This is a genomic window from Limnomicrobium aquaticum, assembly GCF_040545545.1.
Lineage (GTDB): Bacteria > Pseudomonadota > Alphaproteobacteria > Rhizobiales > Rhizobiaceae > Ensifer_A > Ensifer_A aquaticum.
The window spans coordinates 238,848-258,711 of sequence record NZ_JBEPMB010000002.1 but is presented as its reverse complement, the minus strand read 5'-3'; the positions used below and the strand labels follow the sequence as shown (position 1 = coordinate 258,711).

General features: G+C 60.5%; 21 protein-coding genes. 5 read left to right on the top strand and 16 right to left on the bottom strand.

Annotated features, from left to right (window positions below; genetic code table 11):
• Nucleotides 1–23: 23 nt before the first annotated feature.
• Nucleotides 24–950 carry a carbohydrate kinase family protein gene (locus tag ABID16_RS09835; RefSeq protein WP_354556169.1) on the top strand — a complete coding sequence of 309 codons (927 nt, stop codon included), beginning with the start codon at nt 24–26 and terminating at the stop codon, nt 948–950.
• Here ABID16_RS09835 and ABID16_RS09830 read toward each other — a convergent pair whose 3' ends face one another.
• Entirely contained in the window at nt 951–1,604 is a 654-nt protein-coding gene (locus ABID16_RS09830) for a glutathione S-transferase (RefSeq protein ID WP_354556168.1), read from the bottom strand. It abuts the gene before it with no gap.
• A gap of 96 nt (nt 1,605–1,700) precedes the next feature.
• Here ABID16_RS09830 and ABID16_RS09825 point away from each other — a divergent pair, with 96 nt between their 5' ends.
• On the top strand, nt 1,701–2,915 hold the full coding sequence (locus tag ABID16_RS09825) for a polyhydroxyalkanoate depolymerase (protein WP_354556167.1): 1,215 nt from the start codon (nt 1,701–1,703) through the stop codon (nt 2,913–2,915).
• Between the two features lie 39 nt (nt 2,916–2,954).
• Here ABID16_RS09825 and ABID16_RS09820 read toward each other — a convergent pair whose 3' ends face one another.
• The 8 genes from ABID16_RS09820 to miaB form a co-directional block, all read right to left on the bottom strand.
• Nucleotides 2,955–3,596: a hypothetical protein gene (locus tag ABID16_RS09820; RefSeq protein ID WP_354556166.1), complete on the bottom strand. Its 642-nt coding sequence runs from the start codon at nt 3,594–3,596 to the stop codon at nt 2,955–2,957.
• Nucleotides 3,593–5,218 carry a glucose-6-phosphate isomerase gene (pgi, locus tag ABID16_RS09815; protein WP_354556165.1) on the bottom strand — a complete coding sequence of 542 codons (1,626 nt, stop codon included), beginning with the start codon at nt 5,216–5,218 and terminating at the stop codon, nt 3,593–3,595. Before pgi ends, ABID16_RS09820 begins: the two co-directional genes overlap by 4 nt.
• Nucleotides 5,219–5,412: 194 nt before the next feature.
• A complete protein-coding gene (locus ABID16_RS09810) occupies nt 5,413–5,832 on the bottom strand; it encodes a helix-turn-helix domain-containing protein (protein ID WP_354556164.1) in 420 nt (139 codons plus the stop codon).
• Between the two features lie 157 nt (nt 5,833–5,989).
• On the bottom strand, nt 5,990–7,570 hold the full coding sequence (lnt, locus tag ABID16_RS09805) for an apolipoprotein N-acyltransferase (protein ID WP_354556162.1): 1,581 nt from the start codon (nt 7,568–7,570) through the stop codon (nt 5,990–5,992).
• A gap of 75 nt (nt 7,571–7,645) precedes the next feature.
• The gene (locus ABID16_RS09800; protein WP_354556161.1) at nt 7,646–8,797 is read right to left on the bottom strand and encodes a hemolysin family protein; all 1,152 of its coding nucleotides are present in this window, start codon (nt 8,795–8,797) and stop codon (nt 7,646–7,648) included.
• A gap of 12 nt (nt 8,798–8,809) precedes the next feature.
• A complete protein-coding gene (ybeY, locus tag ABID16_RS09795; RefSeq protein WP_354556510.1) occupies nt 8,810–9,319 on the bottom strand; it encodes an rRNA maturation RNase YbeY in 510 nt (169 codons plus the stop codon).
• The gene (locus ABID16_RS09790) at nt 9,316–10,380 is read right to left on the bottom strand and encodes a PhoH family protein (protein ID WP_354556160.1); all 1,065 of its coding nucleotides are present in this window, start codon (nt 10,378–10,380) and stop codon (nt 9,316–9,318) included. The genes ybeY and ABID16_RS09790 overlap by 4 nt, the downstream gene beginning before the upstream one ends.
• 32 nt (nt 10,381–10,412) lie before the next feature.
• Nucleotides 10,413–11,846, bottom strand: coding sequence for a tRNA (N6-isopentenyl adenosine(37)-C2)-methylthiotransferase MiaB (gene miaB / locus ABID16_RS09785; RefSeq protein WP_354556159.1), 1,434 nt, complete (start codon nt 11,844–11,846; stop codon nt 10,413–10,415).
• Nucleotides 11,847–12,012: 166 nt separating this feature from the next.
• On the opposite strand from miaB, the gene metK reads away from it, so the two are divergent.
• Together metK and trmB are read left to right on the top strand one after the other, a co-directional pair.
• The gene (gene metK, locus ABID16_RS09780; RefSeq protein ID WP_354556158.1) at nt 12,013–13,251 is read left to right on the top strand and encodes a methionine adenosyltransferase; all 1,239 of its coding nucleotides are present in this window, start codon (nt 12,013–12,015) and stop codon (nt 13,249–13,251) included.
• Nucleotide 13,252: 1 nt separating this feature from the next.
• Complete coding sequence (trmB, locus tag ABID16_RS09775) at nt 13,253–13,957, top strand: tRNA (guanosine(46)-N7)-methyltransferase TrmB (protein WP_354556157.1); 705 nt, start codon at nt 13,253–13,255, stop codon at nt 13,955–13,957.
• A 30-nt stretch (nt 13,958–13,987) separates the two neighbouring features.
• On the opposite strand, the gene ABID16_RS09770 is transcribed toward trmB, so the two are convergent.
• Entirely contained in the window at nt 13,988–14,245 is a 258-nt protein-coding gene (locus ABID16_RS09770; protein WP_354556156.1) for a BQ00720 family protein, read from the bottom strand.
• Between the two features lie 52 nt (nt 14,246–14,297).
• Nucleotides 14,298–14,729 carry an Hsp20 family protein gene (locus ABID16_RS09765; protein WP_354556155.1) on the bottom strand — a complete coding sequence of 144 codons (432 nt, stop codon included), beginning with the start codon at nt 14,727–14,729 and terminating at the stop codon, nt 14,298–14,300.
• Between the two features lie 174 nt (nt 14,730–14,903).
• Here ABID16_RS09765 and ABID16_RS09760 point away from each other — a divergent pair, with 174 nt between their 5' ends.
• On the top strand, nt 14,904–15,848 hold the full coding sequence (locus tag ABID16_RS09760) for a nucleoside hydrolase (protein WP_354556154.1): 945 nt from the start codon (nt 14,904–14,906) through the stop codon (nt 15,846–15,848).
• Here ABID16_RS09760 and ABID16_RS09755 read toward each other — a convergent pair.
• The 5 genes from ABID16_RS09755 to ABID16_RS09735 all read right to left on the bottom strand — a co-directional run bounded on the left by ABID16_RS09755 (nt 15,845) and on the right by ABID16_RS09735 (nt 19,668).
• Complete coding sequence (locus ABID16_RS09755; RefSeq protein ID WP_354556153.1) at nt 15,845–16,279, bottom strand: type II toxin-antitoxin system VapC family toxin; 435 nt, start codon at nt 16,277–16,279, stop codon at nt 15,845–15,847. The genes ABID16_RS09760 and ABID16_RS09755 overlap by 4 nt on opposite strands.
• Nucleotides 16,276–16,518: a type II toxin-antitoxin system Phd/YefM family antitoxin gene (locus tag ABID16_RS09750; RefSeq protein ID WP_354556152.1), complete on the bottom strand. Its 243-nt coding sequence runs from the start codon at nt 16,516–16,518 to the stop codon at nt 16,276–16,278. Before ABID16_RS09750 ends, ABID16_RS09755 begins: the two co-directional genes overlap by 4 nt.
• 60 nt (nt 16,519–16,578) lie before the next feature.
• The gene (locus ABID16_RS09745; protein ID WP_435532396.1) at nt 16,579–17,886 is read right to left on the bottom strand and encodes an NAD(P)/FAD-dependent oxidoreductase; all 1,308 of its coding nucleotides are present in this window, start codon (nt 17,884–17,886) and stop codon (nt 16,579–16,581) included.
• Nucleotides 17,886–19,229 (bottom strand): glutamine synthetase family protein, encoded by a 1,344-nt coding sequence (locus tag ABID16_RS09740; protein ID WP_354556150.1) that lies wholly within the window; start codon nt 19,227–19,229, stop codon nt 17,886–17,888. Before ABID16_RS09740 ends, ABID16_RS09745 begins: the two co-directional genes overlap by 1 nt.
• A 181-nt stretch (nt 19,230–19,410) precedes the next feature.
• Nucleotides 19,411–19,668 carry a hypothetical protein gene (locus ABID16_RS09735; protein WP_354556149.1) on the bottom strand — a complete coding sequence of 86 codons (258 nt, stop codon included), beginning with the start codon at nt 19,666–19,668 and terminating at the stop codon, nt 19,411–19,413.
• Between the last annotated feature and the right edge of the window lie 196 nt (nt 19,669–19,864).

The following is a 19,864-nucleotide window of genomic DNA, read 5'->3' as shown; positions in this document are numbered from 1 at the left end:
AGAACATATCGGGAGAGAAATTCATGATCCTTTGCTGTGGCGAAGCGCTGATCGACATGCTGCCGCGCACGACTACGCTCGGCGAGAACGCCTATGCCCCATATGCCGGCGGCGCGATCTTCAACACCGCCATCGCGCTCGGCCGCCTCGGCATCCCGACATCCTTCTTCACCGGCCTCTCCGATGACATGCTGGGCGACGTGCTGCGCGAAACGCTGACGGCTTCCGGCGTCGATTACTCTCCCGCCGCGATCTCCTCGCGCCCGACGACGGTCGCCTTCGTCAAGCTGGTCAACGGCTCGGCCACTTATGCCTTCTACGACGAGAACACGGCCGGCCGCATGATCACGCGCGCTGACCTGCCCAAGCTCGGCGACGATTGCGAGGCCATGCATTTCGGCGCGATCAGCCTGATCCCCGACCCGTGCGGCGATGCCTATGAGGCGCTGCTGACGCGGGAAGCGAGCAAGCGCGTGATCTCGCTCGACCCGAATATCCGCCCCGGCTTCATCAAGGACAAGCCGGCGCATATGGCGCGCATCAAGCGCATGGCCGCCCTTTCCGACATCGTGAAGTTCTCGGACGAGGATCTGGAATGGTTCGGTATGGGCCATGATCATGCAAGCCTCGCCGCCCATTGGCTGAACCATGGCGCCAAGCTCGTGATCATCACGCGCGGCGCGGATGGCGCGGATGGCTATACGCAGAATTTCAAGGTCACCGTGCCGAGCGAGAAGGTCACGGTCGTCGACACCGTTGGCGCGGGCGACACATTCGACGCGGGCGTTCTCGCCTCGCTGAAGATGAAGGGCCTGCTCACCAAGACGCAGGTGGCTTCGCTCAGCCAGGGCGATGTGCATGACGCGCTGGCTCTGGCGGCAAAGGTCGCGGCGGTGACAGTGTCCCGCGCGGGGGCAAATCCGCCGTGGGCGAAGGAAGTCGGGCTCTGATCAGAACTCCACCTCGAGTTCGACCATCTCGGCGGGTTCGGCTTCTGCACCCGCGATCCATTCCTGCATGAGCGGCCAGGCGAAGATGTGGTCGCAATAGGCCTTGAGCTGCGGATCGAGTTCGACGGCATAGGTGACGAAGCGCGAGCAGACGGGGGCGAACATGGCGTCCGCGATGGTGGGCGTCTGGCCGAAGAGCCAGGGGCCACCATAATGGTTGAGGCATTCGGTCCAGATTTCCTTGATGCGCTCGACATCCGGGCGCGCGCCGGAAAAGATCTTGAAGCTCTGGTAGCGCGTGCGGATGTTCATCGGCAACGCCGAGCGCATGTTCTGGAAGCCGGAATGCATTTCGCCCGACACCGCCCGGCAATGGGCGCGCGCGGCCTGATCATAGGGCAAGAGCCCTGCCGACGGGTTCCATTCGTGCATGTATTCGGCAATAGCCAGCGTGTCCCAGACGGTGACGACGCCGTGGGTGAGGCGCGGCACGAGGACGGAGGGCGAGAGCAGCAAGAGTTCCTTGCGGTTCTTTTCGTCCGGCGGGGCCACGACCTCGGTAAACTCCAGACCCGCCATTTTGCACAGCAGCCAGCCGCGCAGCGACCAGGAAGAGTAATTCTTGGACGAAATGGTGAGTTCGGCTGAGAGCATGTTTTCCACCCCACGAGACACATAGCAATATCTTCTGGCAACAGGCTCGAAAATGCACTAGCTTTTTGCATTGCACAAGAAGGAGATTGCCCGCTTATGCTTTATCAGGCCTACCAGCTGCAGGACGATCTGATCGGCCCGTTCCGCAAGGCAGCAAAATTCTGGATGCGCATGGGCAATTGGGGCTTCGGGCCGCTGACGCGCGACGCAAACCAGCAGTTTCTCGCAGCGCTTGAGATGGTGTCGCGGTTTGAGCTGACCCATTCGCGCCCCGATTTCGGTATCAACGAAGTTTCGACCGGCAATCAGGTCGTGCCGGTGCGCGAAGAGGTGGCGCTGGACCTGCCTTTCGGAAAGCTGCTGCATTTCGTGAAGGACATCGATGCGCTTCAACCGCGTGTGCTGGTCGTCGCGCCCCTCTCCGGCCATTTCTCGACCTTGCTGGCCGGCACGGTGAAGACGCTGCTGCAGGACCATGATGTCTACATCACCGACTGGACAAACGCCCGCGACGTGCCGCTTTCCGAAGGGCATTTCGGCGTCGAGGACTACATCACTTATGTCATCCGTTTCCTGGAGGAGATCGGTCCCGGCGCGCATATTCTCGCTGTCTGTCAGCCCTGCGTGCAGGCGCTCTGCGCCGTCTCGGTCATGTCGGAGGAGAACCATCCTGCAACCCCGAAGACGATGACGCTCATGGCCGGCCCCATCGACCCGCGAGAGAGCCCGACGGAAGTTAACGAACTCGCCGTCAAGAAGTCGCTGGAATGGTTCGAGAATTCGATGATCTCGACCGTGCCCTATCGCTATGGCGGTGGCGGGCGCAAAGTCTATCCGGGCTTCCTGCAGCTCATCGCCTTCATGTCGATGAACATGGAGCGCCACAAGAAGGCGCATGCCAAGCTCTACGATCATCTGGCCAAAGGAGAGGTGAAGGAAGCCGAGAAGATCAAGACCTTCTACGACGAGTATTTCGCCGTGCTGGATCTCACGGAAGAGTTCTACATCGAAACCATCGACCGCATCTTCCAGAAGGCGGAACTCGCCACCGGCGACTTCACCTATATGGGCCGGCCGGTCAATCCCGGTGCGATCCGCAAAACCGCACTTCTGACCGTCGAGGGCGGACGCGACGATATCTGCGCGCTCGGCCAGACGGCGGCCGCGCACGATCTCTGCAACTCGCTACGCCCGCATCTGAAGCGCCATCACCTGCAAGCCAATGTGGGGCACTATGGTGTGTTCAACGGGCGGCACTGGAATAACGAGATTTATCCGGTGGTGCGGAATCATATTCTGATGATGGAGTGAATGGGTCGCTTGCGTCTGGGTAAGGGTCCGCCCTTCCGATCAATGGCTTGGTTGACAGTTTTCCATCGTCGGAGCGCAGTTGGCATCTAGTTTGAGTTGGCCCTGACCAAGGTAATAACCACCAATGCCACCTAACACAGCAGCGACAAAGAAAGGCGTTGCTAGCGTTAGCCTTCGATAGCCTCCCGTTGACAGCTTGAACACATAAAGTGCGGTGTAGATCGACACGGGAAGCTGAAAGACAAGAATGCGCAGAAAACGTTCGACTGTCAGGCCGTGACGGTAAGGCTCCCAATCGTCAGCAGGGTTTATCACGCTCAAGTCTGGGGTTAGATAGTCGTAAACCGAGAAGGTCAGCGCAACGAGTGCTGGTGTCGCCAAGGCAATGACATACCAACGCTGCCCATATCTCCATGATAAAAAGCCTTGCAGCATCTGCGCGGGCCACATTATCCAGATGAAAGTAAGCGCCCCCAACATCGACAACAACGGCGTCATGTAGATCACAATATCAAGGGTGTCAGACTTCGTTCGAAAGACTGCGACGTGCAGGACATCCGTGACGGTCAGGCTCGCTAAGGCGCAAAAAGCTGTACCAACCGCGGTCGCGCCCGCCATAATGCAAAGTGCACCGAAATGCCTACGCAACACCGAAGCAAGAGTCGGTGCCTGCTCCGTCACTCCGCCCGACCCTTCAGCGCCGCAACCAGCCCCGCTGTCGAGGAATCCAGCCCTTCGGTCCCCTTTGCCCCCTGCACAACCGGCAACAGACCCGTTGCCAGTTCCTTGCCAAGTTCCACGCCCCACTGGTCGAACGAGTTGATGCCGAACATCACCCCTTCAACGAAGACGCGGTGTTCGTAGAGCGCGATCAGGCGGCCGAGCGCGAAGGGGGTCAGCCTGTCGTAGACAAACGTGATCGACGGGCGGTTACCGGTGAAGACGCGGTGGGGGGCGATCTTTTCGGCTTCGTCTTCGGCCCATTTCTGGGCGAGAAGCTGCGCCTTCGCTTCCGCCTTTGTGCGGCCCTTCAGGAGCGCCTGGGACTGCGCGAGGCAGTTCGACATCAGCAGTTCGTGCTGATAGCGCAGCTTGGGCTCGAAGCCGTTGGCGGCGATCATGAATTCCACCGGGATGATATCCGTGCCCTGGTGCAGAAGCTGGAAGAAGGCGTGCTGGCCGTTGGTGCCGGGCTCGCCCCAGACGACCGGACCGGAGGAGCCGTCGACCGGCGATCCGTCGATGACGACGCCCTTGCCGTTCGATTCCATATCGAGCTGTTGGAGATAGGCGGCAAAGCGCGACAGGCGCTGGTCGTAGGGGATGACGGCGCGGGAGGTGTAGCCCAAGACATTGCGCTGATACCAGCCGACCATGCCGAGAACCATAGGCAGGTTCTTCTCGAAGGGGGCCGAGCGAAAATGCGTGTCGACCGCGTAGGCGCCATCGAGGAAGGCACCGAAGTTTTCCGGGCCAACCGAGATCATCAGCGGCAGGCCGATGGCCGACCAGATGGAGTAACGCCCACCGACCCAGTCCCAAAAGCCGAAGACGCGCGCACTGTCGATGCCGAAGGCGGCGACCTTGTCGAGCGCGGTGGAGACGGCGGCAAAGTGATGGCCGACGGCCGCCTCGCCGAGCTTGTCGGCGATGAAGGCGCGGGCCGATTTCGCGTTTGTCATCGTCTCGATGGTGGTGAACGTCTTGGAGGCGATGATGAAGAGCGTCGTTTCGGGATCGAGCAGCTTCAGCGTGTCGGCAATATGCGCGCCATCGACGTTGGAAACGTAATGCGCGCGCGGGCCGTCATGATAGGGCGCAAGCGCCAGCGTTGTCATGGCCGGGCCGAGGTCGGAGCCGCCGATGCCGATATTGACGATATCGGTGAACTTCTTGCCCGTCGCGCCGGCGATCTTGCCCGAACGGATGCCGTCTGCAAACGCGCCCATGGCGGAAAGCACGGCGTTGACGTCCGGCATGACGTCTGCGCCGTCGACGATGACGGGCGTGTTGGCGCGGTTGCGCAGTGCGGTGTGTAGTACCGCCCGCTTTTCCGTAAGGTTGATCTTTTCACCGGCAAACATGGCCTCGCGCTTGGCGGCAACACCGGCCTTCCCGGCGGCCTCAGCCAGCAGCGTCATGATCTTGGGGTTAACCGCAGTCTTGGAGAAATCCAGCAGAAGATCGCCAAGACCTATGCTGTAGCGGGAGAAGCGGTCCGGATCGGCAGCAAAGGCGGCGCGTATATCGGTTGCGGCCGTTTCGGCAACAGCATCACGAAGGGCTTTGACGATGGATTGCATCACTTCTCTCCTCGGGGGCGCGCAAGCCAGTTCCGCTGGCGCGAAAGTTTGACCGTTCGAGGGAGACTCTTATGACATCAATCGATTTAAAGAAAGGCGTCTGCGGACCTGAAATGAGGTCAGCGAAGGAAAAGCAAAACCCCGAACGCAGGCGTCCGGGGTTCTGAAGAAAATTGGACCTTTGAAGCCCGCCGTCAGTCGACGTCGGCTTCGGCAGCGAGTGCCTTGACGAGTTCGACCAACTTGCGACGCACCTTTGCATCGTTGATCTTCACGAAGGCGCGATTGAGCTGAAGTCCTTCGGAGGAGGACAGGAAGTCGACCACATAGTTGGAGCTCGAGGCTTCCGCCATGCCCGACTGACCGGAGGACGTGTCGCCGGGGGCGTCTTCGAAGAAGAAGGACACTGGAACATTGAGAATGTTCGAGATGTTCTGCAGGCGGCTCGCGCCGACGCGGTTGGTGCCCTTCTCGTATTTCTGGATCTGCTGAAAGGTAATCCCCAGGCTCTCGCCCAGCTTTTCCTGGCTCATGCCGAGCATGGTTCTGCGCAGGCGAATTCGGCTACCGACATGGATGTCGATCGGATTTGGTTTTTTCTTGTTAACGACCATTTAAGTGCCCTGACTTGAATAAGCAGCGGTAAAATCCGCCACATAATTTCACGACTTTGAGGCAAGAGTTCGCCCGCTGGTTACGCCCCACCTTCGCGTAACACGAGCCGTCTAGCATCGCGGTACACTATGCATTTTCAGGGGTTTCTGGTCAATTCTAACGGAAAATAAAACTAACGCGAGAAAAAGCCGCAATCAAGAAAATTAGCACGGTCAACAACCAAAAGTTCGTACCTCGCGCAGAATTGTTCAAAGATGAAACAGATTTTAGCGCAAAAGTTGAATCAACTACACCGGAGGTATAAATTGTTGCCCCTGAAATTATCTGTCCATTTGCCGCAATAATTGCAGAAATACCGCTGTTTGCGCTGCGGATCATCGGCAACCCAAGCTCGACGGCAGTGACCTGGGCCTGATGAAAATGCTGATAGGCACCCGGTGTTCTGCCAAACCAGATATCATTGGTCAGGTTGATCAGCGCCGAAGCTCGCGCGGAGGCCGGGCCGATCTCGTCGGGGAAAATCGCCTCGTAGCAGATGAGGGGATAAAGCTGACGCCCGCCCGGAAGGGTCAGGAGATTGGGACTGACCGCGGCGCTGTAGCCCCCCGGCAGAGCCGCAATCGTGTCGATGCCCCAGGACCGCAGGAGACCCGCAAAGGGCATGTATTCGCCGAAGGGAACCAGATGGACCTTGTCGGCGGCGGAGACGATCTGCCCCTCGCTGTCAAATACATAGGCAGAGTTGTAGTAGCGGCGGGGTGATCCGGGACCGGCATCCTCCGCCCGCACGGTGCCGGCAATCAATGTCTGGTTGTCGTGCAGCAGATCGGCAAGCCGGGTGAAGGCCTCCTGCTTCTCGGTCAGGATGAACGGTATGGCCGTTTCCGGCCATACGATGAGATCCGGCTTCTTGCCGCCTTCGGCGGGTAGCTTGCTAAGCGTCAGCAGCTTGTCGAAGATGGCGTTGCGGCTTTCATCGGTATCGCCTTCATCGAGGCCGGTCACCGGCTGGACGAGGCGCACGCTGATTTCGCTCTTGCCCGGCCGCGCAGCGAAACGTTGCATGGCCCAGTAGCCGTAGCCGAAGTCGGCGGCGAGAAGCAGGGCCGCGAGCGTGACGCCGATCCGTGCCCCCTTGCCCGTGCCGAGAAGCGCGGGCATGGCGAAAACAAAGACCGCAAGCAGCGTCATTCCTTCGACGCCGATGAGCCGCACCGGCTGCATCATGATGGGGATGGGCATGGCGGTGTAGCCGATCGCGTTCCAGGGGAAACCCGTCAGCACGAAGCTGCGCAGCCATTCCAGGACCGCAAAGGAAACGGCGAGCATGGCGACCCGGCCTATTCCGTCGGGCCAGAGCAATCGTGCAAGCGCGACAGCGAGACCGTAGAAGATGGCGAGAAAGGCGGGCAGCCCGGCCACTGCCAGCGGAACGGCCCATTTGAATTGAGGATCTGCAAGCAGCGGGCTCGCCAACCACCACAGACCCGCGACGAAATAGCCGAAGCCGAAAAGCCAGCCAATGCCGAAGGCCGGAAGGATGCGGCCGAAAAAGCCGCTTTCGGGGGAACCGGCGGCGCCGTCAATCAGCCAGACGAGCAGCGTAAAGGCGACGAACATGGCGGCAAAGACGTTGAGTGGCGGGAGCGCCAGGGCTCCGATTGCGCCTGCGACAAACGCGAGCAGCGCCCGCTTCCATCCCCAGCTCAAGATGACGCTGTTGGCCAGTCTTTCCATGCTTCACGTCCAAATTGATGCAATAGCGGACCGTTCCGGCCCTTTGACGAGGCCGAAACCGCCATGAAATTGCGCTCAATCTAGGGCGGGAGGCTTGCCCGGACCTGCCGCTTGGACCGCCATGGGCTCCAGTTCCTGCTCGCCCTTGGCCTGCGTACGGCGACGCGGGGCAACGCGTTTGCGGGTGATGCGGACCTTCTTGATACGGCGCGGATCGGCTTCGAGAACGTGGAATTCAAAGCCGGGAAGCGCCTGCACCACCTCGCCGCGTACGGGGATGCGGCCAAGCGAGGAGAAGATCAGGCCGCCGATCGTGTCGACATCTTCCAGCTGCTCGCGAATGTCGAAATCCGATCCGAGAAGCTTGGCAATGTCTTCGAGTTCGGCACGCGCATCGGCGATGAAGACGTCGTCGGAGGTCTTGCGGATCATGACTTCGTCGTCGTCATGTTCGTCCTCGATATCGCCGACAACCATTTCGACGATGTCTTCCAGCGAGACCAGACCGTCCGTGCCGCCATATTCGTCGATGACCAGCGCCATCTGGATGCGCGAGGCCTGCATGCGGGCCATCAGATCCGAAGCCAGCATGGAAGGCGGCACGAACAGGAGCTGGCGGATGATGCCGGTTTCCGACAGGGACTTGTTGATGTCGATGCGCCCGAGGTCGAAAGCGGGCTTGGGTGTGCGGGCGACGGGCTTTTCTTCAGCCTCCGCCGCAATCGCCGCCGCCTTGGCGGCAGAGGCGGCACGAACCGAGGTGCGGCGCTTGTTGCGCGCCTGTTTCATGATCCAGGACAAGAGGTCTCGGATATGGACCATGCCACGCGGGTCGTCGAGCGTGTCGCAATAGACCGGCATGCGCGAGCGACCGGAATCCTCGAACAGCACCATAAGGTCGCCGACCGTGATGCTCTGGTCCACCGCCTCGATATCGGCGCGCGGCACCATGACGTCCTCGACGCGGACCTCGCGGAAGCGCAGAATATTGTGCAGCATGGCCCTTTCGCTGGGCGAAAAGGCCGCATTGCTGTCTGGATCGGCCAGAAGCGCGTCGGCAATATTGTCGCGCAGGCTCGATCCGTTGGACGGCTTGAAAAGGCGCGCAGCCCAGCTCCTTAGAGGATTGCCGTTCTTCAGCGCGCCGGAGGGACTGCCGCCCTCCTCGGAAACTGACGAGCCATTGTCATCGCTCGCCGCTCGTGTCGTTTCAGATATGTCGCTCATTGTCTCCAGGGATCAGGTCGGTTCGGTGCCAGCATAGGGATCAGATAGGCCGAGGCCTAAAAGAATGCGGGTCTCGAGACCTTCCATGATCGTCGCTTCTTCGTCGTTCATGTGATCATAGCCGAAAAGATGCAGAAAACCATGCACCAGCAGATGGCTCAGATGCGCCTCGAACGGCTTTTCCAGTTCTGCCGCCTCGCGGGCGACCGTTTCATGGGCGAAAATGATGTCACCCAGCATCGGTCCCGGCTTGCCGCCGGGCTGCAGCGGATAGGCCGGGAAGGACAGAACATTGGTTGGCTTGTCCTGCTCACGCCATTCCGAATTGATCTCGCGGATCGAAGCATCGTCCGTGAAGAGCAGCGAAAGTTCGACCAGGTGTTTCGGGAAGGATTGCTTCTCGAATTTCACCAGATGGTCACCCGCCGCTTTCAGAACCGGCTCGCATAAAGCAAGAAGACTGGCCTCGTCCGGCCAGTCCCCTTCCTCGATGGAAATCTGTATGTCGAGCGTCGGTGTCAGTTTGTGCTCCCCACCGCATCCGCGGCAGGCTCCGGCTTTTCATATTCCGCGTCGTAAGCCTTGACGATGCGCCCGACAAGGGGGTGACGGACGACATCGACGTCGCGGAAGCGAATGATCGACACCCCTTCAACCTCTTTGAGGATCCGCAGTGCCTCGACCAGACCCGACTTCACGCCCCGCGGCAGGTCGATCTGGCTCGGGTCGCCGGTGACGATCATGCGGGCGTTTTCACCCAGACGCGTCAGGAACATCTTCATCTGCATCGACGTCGTGTTCTGCGCCTCGTCGAGAATGACGGCGGCGTTGGAGAGCGTACGGCCGCGCATGAAGGCGAGCGGGGCGATTTCGATGACGCCGGCGGTGATGGCGCGTTCGACCTTGTCGCCCGGCATCATGTCGTAAAGCGCGTCATAGAGAGGCCGCAGATAGGGATCGACCTTTTCCTTCATGTCGCCGGGCAGGAAGCCGAGGCGCTCGCCGGCTTCGACAGCCGGCCGCGACAGGATGATCTTGTCGACCGCACCGCGCTCGAGAAGCTGGGCGGCATGGGCCACGGCGAGATAGGTCTTGCCCGTGCCGGCGGGGCCGGTGCCGAAGACAAGCTCGGAGCGTTCCAGCGCGCGGATATAGGCATCCTGCGTCGGGGTGCGGGCGGCAATCGTCTTCTTGCGGGTGGAAATCTGCGCCATGGTCAGCTTGGCCTTCCGCTCCAGCGTCGGCAAGGTCAACTGGTCGTCTGCGGCAACCGCCATGCGGATGGCGCCTTCGACATCGGAGGTCTCGACCGAACCGCCCTTCTGCAAACGATCGTAGAGATAATCGAGCGCCCGGCGGGCCTGGTTCGTTGCCTGAAGATCACCGGTGATGGCGACAGAATTGCCGCGCGCCCGCGCATCCACCTTCAGCCGCTCCTCGATGAGCTTGAGATGCTCATCGAACTGGCCAAACAGTTCGCTGGCGTATCGGTTGTTTTCGAACGTGAGCACGAAATGATTGGCATCCGTGACGGACGAGCGGGATTGACGCGAAGTTTGCGGCACCATTTCGTGTGTGTTCAAGCGGTCGGGCTCCATGGGTTGGTCCCGGACCTTCAGCTTTCCGCCACCTCGGCAAACAAGCTGTTTGGACCGGCTTCGGTGATTCTTACTTTTATAATGTCACCGATTTTTAACTTGTCACCGCTTTTCGTCGTTTTCGCATCGATAATTACCGGCTGAAGCCACGGAGAGCGTCCGACGAGCTGGCCTTCCATGCGCCCTTCCTTCTCCAGAAGCAGGTCAATTGTCTTGCCGACGCAGGCGCGGGCAAAGTCGCGCTGCTGCTTGAAAAGCAGCGTTTGCAGGCGGTCCAGCCGTTCCGACTTCATCTCTTCCGGCACATGGTCGGGCAGGTCGGCACCGGGCGTGCCGGGTCGCGGCGAATATTTGAACGAGAAGGCCTGTGCATAACCGACCTCTTCAATCAGACGCATGGTGTCTTCGAAATCCTCGTCCGTTTCGCCGGGGAAGCCGACGATGAAATCGCCGGACAGTGCCAGTTCCGGATTGACGGCGCGGATGCGCCTGACCAGCGCCAGATAGTCGGCCGCCGTATGCTTGCGGTTCATCGCCTTCAGGATGCGGTCGGAACCGGACTGCACCGGCAAATGCAGATAGGGCATCAACTTGGACTGGGTCGCATGGGCCGCAATCAGCCGGTCGTCCATGTCGCGGGGGTGGCTGGTCGTGTAGCGCAAACGGTCGAGGCCGTCGATTTCGGCAATCGCCGCGATGAGTTCGCCAAGACCGATCGCGTTTCCGTCAGCATCCGTGCCGTGCCAGGCATTGACGTTCTGGCCGAGCAGCGTCAACTCGCGGACGCCAGCCCCGGCAAGCTTCTTCGCTTCGTCGACGATCTGGGCGAGCGGGCGCGAGACTTCGGAGCCGCGTGTGTAAGGCACCACGCAGAAGGTGCAGAACTTGTCGCAGCCTTCCTGCACGGTCAGGAATGCAGTGGGCCCACGCGATTTCGTGACCGCCTTTTCGGGCGACGGCAGATGCTCGAACTTGTCCTCAAGGGAATAGTCTGTCTCGACTGCCTTGCGGCCTTCGCGGACGTCCCTCAGAACCTGCGGCAGGCGATGATAGGTCTGCGGACCGACAACGAGATCAACAGCCGGGGCACGACGCAGGATTTCCTTGCCCTCGGCCTGGGCGACGCAGCCCGTGACGCCAATGACGAATTCGCGGCCTTCCGCATTCTTCGCCTTCTTCATGTCGCGCAGGCGGCCAAGCTCGGAATAGACCTTTTCGGCCGCTTTCTCGCGGATATGGCAGGTATTGAGAAGGACGAGATCCGCGTCTTCGAGCACTGTTGTTTCAGAATAGCCATCGGCGGCCAGCGCATCGGTCATGCGGGCACTGTCATAGACATTCATCTGGCAGCCGTAAGTCTTTACGAACACCTTGCGGGTATTCGTGTTGACGGCCCCGTGGGTGGTGGCGTCGGCTGCGGGGTCGGGGGGTTGGAGCGCTTGATCGTTCATGCGCGCTTCCATACTGCATTGAAACCCCGAAATGAAGCCCAAAACCCGCAAAAATAAGGGATTTGGTAATGACATAAAGATATATTTATGTCCTTGTACGCTTGTTTTCCGATGACGAAATGGCTAGACAGTCATCGGTATTTCTTCCAGAGGGGATCAAGCCCAGATGCGCGCCAACTACCTTTTCACCAGCGAATCCGTATCCGAAGGTCATCCGGACAAGGTCTGCGACCGCATTTCGGACGAGATCGTGGATCTCGTTTATCGCGAAGCGGCCAAGACCGGCGTGAACCCCTGGGGTGTGCGCATCGCCTGCGAAACGCTGGCGACGACGAACCGCGTCGTGATTGCCGGTGAAGTTCGCCTGCCGCCGAGCCTGATGAAGAAGGACAAGAACGGCCACGACGTCATCAACCCGGCCAAGTTCAAGACCGCAGCGCGCCGCGCCATCAAGGATATCGGCTACGAACAGGACGGCTTCCACTGGAAGACGGCCAAGATCGACGTTCTCCTGCACTCGCAGTCGGCTGACATCGCGCAGGGCGTCGACAACGCCTCCGACCAGCAGGGCAACGAAGGCGCCGGCGACCAGGGCATCATGTTCGGTTACGCCTGCAAGGAAACGCCGGACCTGATGCCGGCTCCGATCTATTATGCGCACAAGATCCTGCAGCTGCTCTCCACCGCCCGCCGCAAGGGCGAGGGTGACGCCGGCAAGCTTGGACCCGACGCCAAGAGCCAGGTCACGGTTCGCTATGAAAACGGCAAGCCGGTCGAAGCCGTTTCCATCGTTCTTTCCACGCAGCATCTCGATGCCAGCTGGGATTCGAAGAAGGTTCGCACCGTCGTCGAGCCGTATATCCGCGAAGCTCTCGGCGACCTGAAGATCGCCGACGATTGCACCTGGTACATCAACCCGACCGGCAAGTTCGTGATCGGCGGCCCGGACGGCGACGCCGGTCTCACCGGCCGGAAGATCATCGTCGACACCTATGGTGGCGCAGCCCCGCATGGCGGCGGCGCATTCTCCGGCAAGGACACGACGAAGGTCGACCGTTCGGCCGCCTACGCAGCGCGCTACCTTGCCAAGAACGTCGTGGCTGCCGGCCTTGCCGACAATTGCACGATCCAGCTGTCCTACGCCATCGGCGTTGCCCAGCCGCTGTCGATCTATGTCGACCTTCACGGCACCGGCAAGGTTTCGGAAGACCAGGTGGAAGCCGCGATCCGCAAGACCATGGACCTGTCGCCGACCGGCATCCGCCGTCACCTCGACCTGAACAAGCCGATCTATGCCAAGACGTCCGCCTACGGCCATTTCGGCCGCAAGGCTGGCCGCGACGGCTCCTTCTCCTGGGAAAAGACCGATCTCGTGAAGGCGCTGAAAGACGCCATCAAGGGCTGACATGACGGATCACGAAGACCATCCGACCCGCGCGTCCGAAGCCTTCTTCGGACGCCGGAAGGGCAAGGCGTTGCGTGCCAACCACGCGCGCCTGATGGAGACCTTACTGGCTGAGCGGCTGGTCGACCTCACCATGCCGGCGCCTGCCGATCTTCGTGATCTCTTTCCTGTTCCCGTTCACCGCCTTCGCCTCGAAATCGGTTTTGGCGGCGGCGAACACCTGATCCACCGCGCGACCACCGAACCGGAAACCGGCTTCATCGGCGTCGAGCCGTTCATCAATTCGATGGCAAAGCTGCTTTCGAGTGTCGAGCAGACGGGCGCGCGGAATATCCGCGTCTTCAACGATGACGCGGCCCTCCTTCTGGACTGGCTGCCGGCGGGCGCGTTCGATCAGATCGACCTGCTTTATCCCGATCCGTGGCCGAAGAAGAAGCACTGGAAGCGGCGTTTCGTCAGCCAGGTGAACCTCACACGCTTCCATCGCGTGCTGAAGCCGAGCGGCCTCTTCTGCTTCGCCTCCGATATCGGCACCTATGTGAACTGGACGCTGCAGCACTGCCGCGACCATGGCGGCTTTGAGTGGACGGCGGAAAACGCCTCCGACTGGCTGACGCCCTTTGCCGGCTGGCCAGGTACGCGCTACGAGGCCAAGGCCAGGCGCGAAGGGCGGTCGTCCGCCTATCTGACTTTCAGGAAAATCTGAAACCGTCCGCGTTCAAACGGACGTGTTTCGTCAGTGAACCGTGACCGTCTTCAACTGGTCTTCAGCGGCCTTGAAGAAGGTGGAGGAGCGATTGTCGGTGAGGAGGATGGGCGTGCCATCGGCGCCGAAAAGAGCCCACAGATCGATATCCGGATCAAGCTCCGGCGCTTCGGGGAAGCAGCGACCCACATCGGTCGCGGAAATCTTGCGGATATAGGCGACTTCGCCATCACCGAGGTGTGCAAGGTCACTGAGCGACAGGGCCGCGGGCACTTGCTTCATCTGCATTTCAGAGCCTCCTTGGGAAAGAGAAGCAGAACGGGCGCGTTCGCCCGTGTTCTTACTCTGAAACGGAAATGTTAATTTTCCTTACCAGCCGCTCCGGTTCCGGTCTCATGATTTCTACGGAGAGAAGACCGTTTTTCAGCACGGCGGCTTGCACCTGCATTCCGTCAGCGAGAACGAACATGCGCTGGAACTGGCGGGCGGCAATGCCGCGATGCAGATAGTCGCGCTCGCCCTGTTCCGTCTGACGACCGCGAATGATCAGCTGGTTTTCTTCGGTCGTGACGTCCAGCTCGTCTTCGGAGAACCCGGCAACGGCAAGGGTGATGCGCAGGCCGCCGACAAAATTTCGGGTCGGGTCGGGCGCGAGGCGTTCGATATTGTAGGGAGGGTATCCGTCATTCGCCTTGGCAATGCGCTCCAGCGTCTTTTCCATGGCGTCGAAGCCCAGAAGGAGGGGGCTTGCGAAGGTCGTCATTCTTGTCATCGTCCAAAGTCCTTGGGGTAAGCGACTCGAAGCGGACCCGGCATCGCGGCATCACGCTTGGTTCCAATATGGTGTGTGATTTTCGGCAGTGCAAGATGGAGGAAAAAGTCGATTGAGAATTGAATGCAAAGCGTTAGTCTCTGCGGCAAATCAGACGCACTTACAGGAAATGCCATGACAGCGCCGCGCAAGATCATCATCGACACCGATCCGGGGCAGGACGACGCCTGCGCCATACTTCTGGCGCTCGGCAGCCCGGAAGATCTCGACATTCTCGGCATCACGACGGTTGCCGGCAATGTTCCGCTGGCGCTGACGTCGAAGAATGCCCGCATCGTCTGCGAAGTCGCCAGCAAGACCGATATCAAGGTCTTTGAAGGCTGCGACCGCCCGATCTCTCGCGCGCTGGTGACGGCGGAATATGTGCATGGCGCCACCGGGCTCGACGGTCCGGAGCTCTTCGAGCCGAGCATGCCGGTCCAGCCGCAGCACGGCGTCGATTTCATCATCGAGACGCTGCGCAACGAACCGGAAGGTACCGTCACGCTCTGTACGCTCGGCGCGCTCACCAATATTGCGACGGCGCTGACCCGTGCCCCGGACATCGCGCCGCGCGTGAAGGAACTCGTCATGATGGGTGGCGGTTTCTTCGAGGGTGGAAACATCACTCCCGCCGCCGAGTTCAACATCTATGTCGATCCGGAAGCCGCCGATATCGTGATGAAGTCCGGCATCCCGGTCGTCATGATGCCGCTCGACGTCACGCACAAGGTGCTGACGCTGAAGCGCCGTGTCGAGAAGATCGGCGCGCTCGGCACGAAGGTGTCGAAATTCATCGTCGACATGCTCGGCTTCTTCGAACGCTTCGACGTCGAGAAGTATGGTTCCGACGGCGGCCCGCTGCACGACCCGACCGTGATCGCCTATCTCTTGAAGCCGGAGTTGTTCTCCGGCCGCATGTGCAATGTTGAGATCGAAATCGCCTCGGAGCTCACCGTCGGCATGACGGTTGTCGACTGGTGGCAGGTCACCAAACGCCCGCATAATGCGATGGTGATGAAGGATGTGGACGCGGAAGGGTTCTTCGATCTGCTGACAGAGCGTGTGGGGCGGCTTTAAACTGAGCCGGAGGTCTGATCGGGGATCGTCTTCACGCCGATCTCCGCCGCCGTGCGAACGAGCGCCTTATCGAGAGTGGCCAGCGGCAGGTCGAGACGGACGGCCAGTTCGAGATAGGCGGCGTCATAGGTTGTCAGAGAGTAGCGGCGAGCAATATCGAGCGTGTCTCCAAAGGACTGGATTTCTGTTTCGCCGTCCGTGACCACCGGCAAAGCCTCCAGTTCCTTTACGAGCAACTGAAATGCATTCGCGGAAATACGCCCTCGTCGCAAGGTTTTTAAGAGAACGTTCCCGATTTCAAGATGCCAGATCGTCGGAACATGCGCAGTCAATGTCAGCAGACTGTCCAGAACAATCTCCGCATCGGACACGACTTCGTCTTCCAGAAGCCAGGCAGCAGTGACAGAGCAGTCAAGAACAAACCCGCTCATCTGCGCCCTTCGTCCCTGAGCTCCTTCCAGCTTACGCCATCAAGCGTGACGCCCTTCCGCAACTCTCGGATATTGCGGATCGCTGCCGCGATCCTCTCCGGGTCTCGCTGTTCCACCACAGGCACCAGCCGCGCCACCGCCTTGTCGTGACGCGTGATCAGCACTTCCTCGCCCTTCGCGACCTTGTCGAGAAGGGCTGAGAGATGCGCGCCGGCTTCCAGTTCTCCGACTTCAATCACGTGGCCGCTCCAGAAATTGGTCTCATGAACCAATGTACTCTTGCGGCCCCGCAATTCAAGTCAAAGCCCGTATTTGTCCTTGAAGGCATACCACCACGAACCGATGGTGGAATATTGCGCGCGGAACATGCGGCCACCGGGGAACGGATACCAGGGCATGGCCGCAAAGCGTTCGAAGCGGGACTGGTCGCCGTCGATCGCGTTGGCGAGGATTTTGCCGAAGAGATGCGTGCCGGTGACGCCATGGCCGGAATAGCCGTGGGCGAAATAGACGTTGGGCGCGAGCCGGCCCATCTGCGGAACGCGGGTGAAGGAGATGGCGAAATTGCCGCTCCAGGCGTAATCGATCTTCACATTGGCGAGTTCCGGGAAGACCTTGGCCATGTTCGGACGGATCTTGGCAATGATGTCAGCCGGATCGGTGCCGCCATAGATCGTGCCGCCGCCGAAGAGCATGCGGCGATCGGCGGAGAGGCGGAAATAGTCGAGAATATAGCGGGCATCCTCGACGCATTTGTCGCCGGGGATGAGCTTTTGCGCCAGCGCTTCCGACAGAGGTTCCGTGGCGATGATCTGGGTCGAGGCCGGAAGAACGCGGTCTGTCAATTCCGGGATCACATGGCCGAGATAGGCATTGCCGCAGGCAACGACGACGCGGGCCGTGACCTTGCCCTTTTCGGTATAGACGACGGGCTTGGCTGCCGACTTGTCGACGCGGGTGACGGGCGAGAGTTCATAGATCGTGCCGCCGAGGCTTTCGAGCGCGCGGGCTTCGCCGAGCGTCAGGTTCAGCGGATGCATGTGGCCGCCGGACGTGTCGAGCATGCCGCCGACGTAAGCCTCCGTGCCGACCTCCTTGCGGATGGCTGCGCGGTCAAGCATGACGTGATCGTTCATGCCGTAGCTCGCCCACAGCGCCTTCTTGGCTTCGAACTCGCGCATATGGGCACTCGTATAGGCCGTGTAGATATTGCCGCGCTTCAGGTCGCAATCGATATTGTACTGCTCGATCAGCCGGTAGATCGTCTGCGCGCCTTCCTGCACCATGCCGCCGACGAAGCGGGCGGCATCGTCGCCATAGGCACGCTTGATCTTGTCGAGACCGGCGTTCAGGCCGTTGACGATCTGGCCGCCGTTGCGGCCGGAGGCGCCCCAGCCGATCTGTGCACCTTCGACGATCGTGACATGATAGCCCTTTTCGGCAAGATGGATCGCTGTTGCAAGGCCGGTATAGCCGCCACCGATGATGCAGACATCCGTCTCGACATCACCTTCGAGCTTGACCGGCTGGCGCTGGATATTGCGCGAGGCGGCGTAGTAGGAGCCAGGATAGCTGCCGTCTCCGGCGTAGGGAACGTTCTTGGCCATCACACAATCTCCAGATAGGCGCTGAATTCGTAGTCGGTAACCTGCTCGGCAAAGCCGGCGATTTCCTGCCGCTTGCAGGCAACCAGCATGTTGCGGAGCAGCGGCGAGAAGACCTCTTCCATGATCTCGCCATCTTCGAAGGCATCGACGGCCCCACCCCACTCGGAGGGGATCTTCTTCAGGCGTTCGCCATAGGCACGGCCTTCGATCGGACGCGGCGGCATCCACTTGTTCTTGATGCCGACCAGCGCCGCGCCCAGGATCGCCGCCATGGCCAGATAGGGGTTGGCGTCGGCGCCCGGTACGCGATGCTCGATGCGGCGCGACTTCGGGCCACCGCCGGGAATGCGGATGGCCGCCGTACGGTTTTCGAAGCCCCAGGTGATGGAGGTCGGCGCATGCGTATCGGGACGCAGGCGGCGGTAGGAGTTGAAATGCGGCGCAAACAGCAGCGTCGATTCCGACATGCCCTTCAGCATGCCCGCGACGCAATGCTTGAACAGATCGGTGTTCTCGCCGTCGGCATCGGCAAAGACGTTCTTGCCGTCCTTGTCCACGAGGCTCATGTGCATGTGCATGCCGTTGCCGGAACGCGTGCCATAGGGCTTGGCCATAAAGGTGGCGGCAAAACCGTGCTTGCGGGCCACGCCCTTGATGATGCGCTTGGCGAACATGATGTCGTCAGCCGCCTTCAGCGGGTCGTTGCCATGCAGCAGCGTGATCTCGAACTGGCCGATGCCGTTTTCGGCAATCGCCGCATCGGCGGGCACATTCTGGCGCTCGCATTCGGCATAGACGTCGGAGAAGAAATTGCCGAAGTCGTCCAGCTCGTCGATCGAGAGGATCGCGTCGGAGTCGAGACGCTTGCCGGTATAGGGCGAGATCGGCGGCTCGGGGTAATCCGGCTCGGAGTCAATCAGATAGAATTCCAGCTCGGAGCCGACGACGGGGTAAAGCCCCATGTCGTTATACTGCTTGACGATGGCAGCAAGCGCCTGGCGCGGGTCGGCCAGGAACGGTTTGCCGCTTTCCTCGAACATCCAGAGCGGCACCATGGCGCTCGGACGCTGGGTCCAGCGCACCGGCACGACGCCCCTGCCCGTCGGCTCGCAGATGCCGTCATTGTCGCCATGGATGAAGACCTGTTCGGAGCCGACGATGTCCTCGCCCCACACGTCCACGCCCACGATAGAAAGCGGCATGCGGATGCCACCGCCCATGACCTTGTCGATCTGGCTGACCGGGACCCGCTTGCCGCGAAGGATGCCGTTGAGGTCGCAAACGACCGCCTGAATGCTCTCGATGTCCTGATCGAGATCGGTTGTGATTTCCGAGTTTTTCACTTTGGTTCCGCCTGGGGTGTGGGTTCTGTGAGGCGGAAAATCCAAACTTTTGATCAAATTGTCAAGGGCCGACAAAAAAAGCCCGCCTCGAAGTCGAGACGGGCCGGACGGGAAAGGTCTTCATGTCATTGAAATATATTAGTTTTCAATCCAATGCTCAAAATCCGTGAAGTGCACCGGTTTAGCGGCAGACCCGCACGTTATAGACGCGGCGGTGGCCTTCCCAATCGCGCTTGACCCGCTTTTCAAGCCAGCAGTCCCGGCGAACATGACGGCGTGGCGGCACGACGCGGACGCCGCCCTGGCCGATATAGACACCTGGCGGCCCCCCGTCGCGATAGCCGCCATGGCGATGATGATAGGGCTCGGCGCCGGCGGCAGTAATGCCAAATCCCGTAAAAACAAGAGCGGCGGCGGCGGCAATCATGAGATGTTTCATCGAAACGTCCTTCCGGTTTTCGGGTTGTGATGGTGAAAACGCCAAATCCATCTACTTGTTCCCGAAATGCCGCTCCGACTGGCAGGGATCGTCGCGGCAAAACGAGTCCCGTGGAAACACCGGACCGTACCGCTTGGGACGCAGTCGCGCTTGAAATGGCGGATTTCCCGCTATAAGAACCCCGCCATCACACCAG

What these genes read in the sequence shown, in the direction of transcription:
- ABID16_RS09835 (WP_354556169.1), top strand. Translation starts at nt 24, where the DNA reads ATGATCCTTTGCTGTGGCGAAGCGCTGATCGACATGCTGCCGCGCACG.
- ABID16_RS09830 (WP_354556168.1), bottom strand. Translation starts at nt 1,604, where the DNA reads ATGCTCTCAGCCGAACTCACCATTTCGTCCAAGAATTACTCTTCCTGG.
- ABID16_RS09825 (WP_354556167.1), top strand. Translation starts at nt 1,701, where the DNA reads ATGCTTTATCAGGCCTACCAGCTGCAGGACGATCTGATCGGCCCGTTC.
- pgi (WP_354556165.1), bottom strand. Translation starts at nt 5,218, where the DNA reads ATGCAATCCATCGTCAAAGCCCTTCGTGATGCTGTTGCCGAAACGGCC.
- ABID16_RS09810 (WP_354556164.1), bottom strand. Translation starts at nt 5,832, where the DNA reads ATGGTCGTTAACAAGAAAAAACCAAATCCGATCGACATCCATGTCGGT.
- lnt (WP_354556162.1), bottom strand. Translation starts at nt 7,570, where the DNA reads ATGGAAAGACTGGCCAACAGCGTCATCTTGAGCTGGGGATGGAAGCGG.
- ABID16_RS09800 (WP_354556161.1), bottom strand. Translation starts at nt 8,797, where the DNA reads ATGAGCGACATATCTGAAACGACACGAGCGGCGAGCGATGACAATGGC.
- miaB (WP_354556159.1), bottom strand. Translation starts at nt 11,846, where the DNA reads ATGAACGATCAAGCGCTCCAACCCCCCGACCCCGCAGCCGACGCCACC.
- metK (WP_354556158.1), top strand. Translation starts at nt 12,013, where the DNA reads ATGCGCGCCAACTACCTTTTCACCAGCGAATCCGTATCCGAAGGTCAT.
- trmB (WP_354556157.1), top strand. Translation starts at nt 13,253, where the DNA reads ATGACGGATCACGAAGACCATCCGACCCGCGCGTCCGAAGCCTTCTTC.
- ABID16_RS09770 (WP_354556156.1), bottom strand. Translation starts at nt 14,245, where the DNA reads ATGCAGATGAAGCAAGTGCCCGCGGCCCTGTCGCTCAGTGACCTTGCA.
- ABID16_RS09765 (WP_354556155.1), bottom strand. Translation starts at nt 14,729, where the DNA reads ATGACAAGAATGACGACCTTCGCAAGCCCCCTCCTTCTGGGCTTCGAC.
- ABID16_RS09760 (WP_354556154.1), top strand. Translation starts at nt 14,904, where the DNA reads ATGACAGCGCCGCGCAAGATCATCATCGACACCGATCCGGGGCAGGAC.
- ABID16_RS09755 (WP_354556153.1), bottom strand. Translation starts at nt 16,279, where the DNA reads ATGAGCGGGTTTGTTCTTGACTGCTCTGTCACTGCTGCCTGGCTTCTG.
- ABID16_RS09745 (WP_435532396.1), bottom strand. Translation starts at nt 17,886, where the DNA reads ATGGCCAAGAACGTTCCCTACGCCGGAGACGGCAGCTATCCTGGCTCC.
- ABID16_RS09735 (WP_354556149.1), bottom strand. Translation starts at nt 19,668, where the DNA reads ATGAAACATCTCATGATTGCCGCCGCCGCCGCTCTTGTTTTTACGGGA.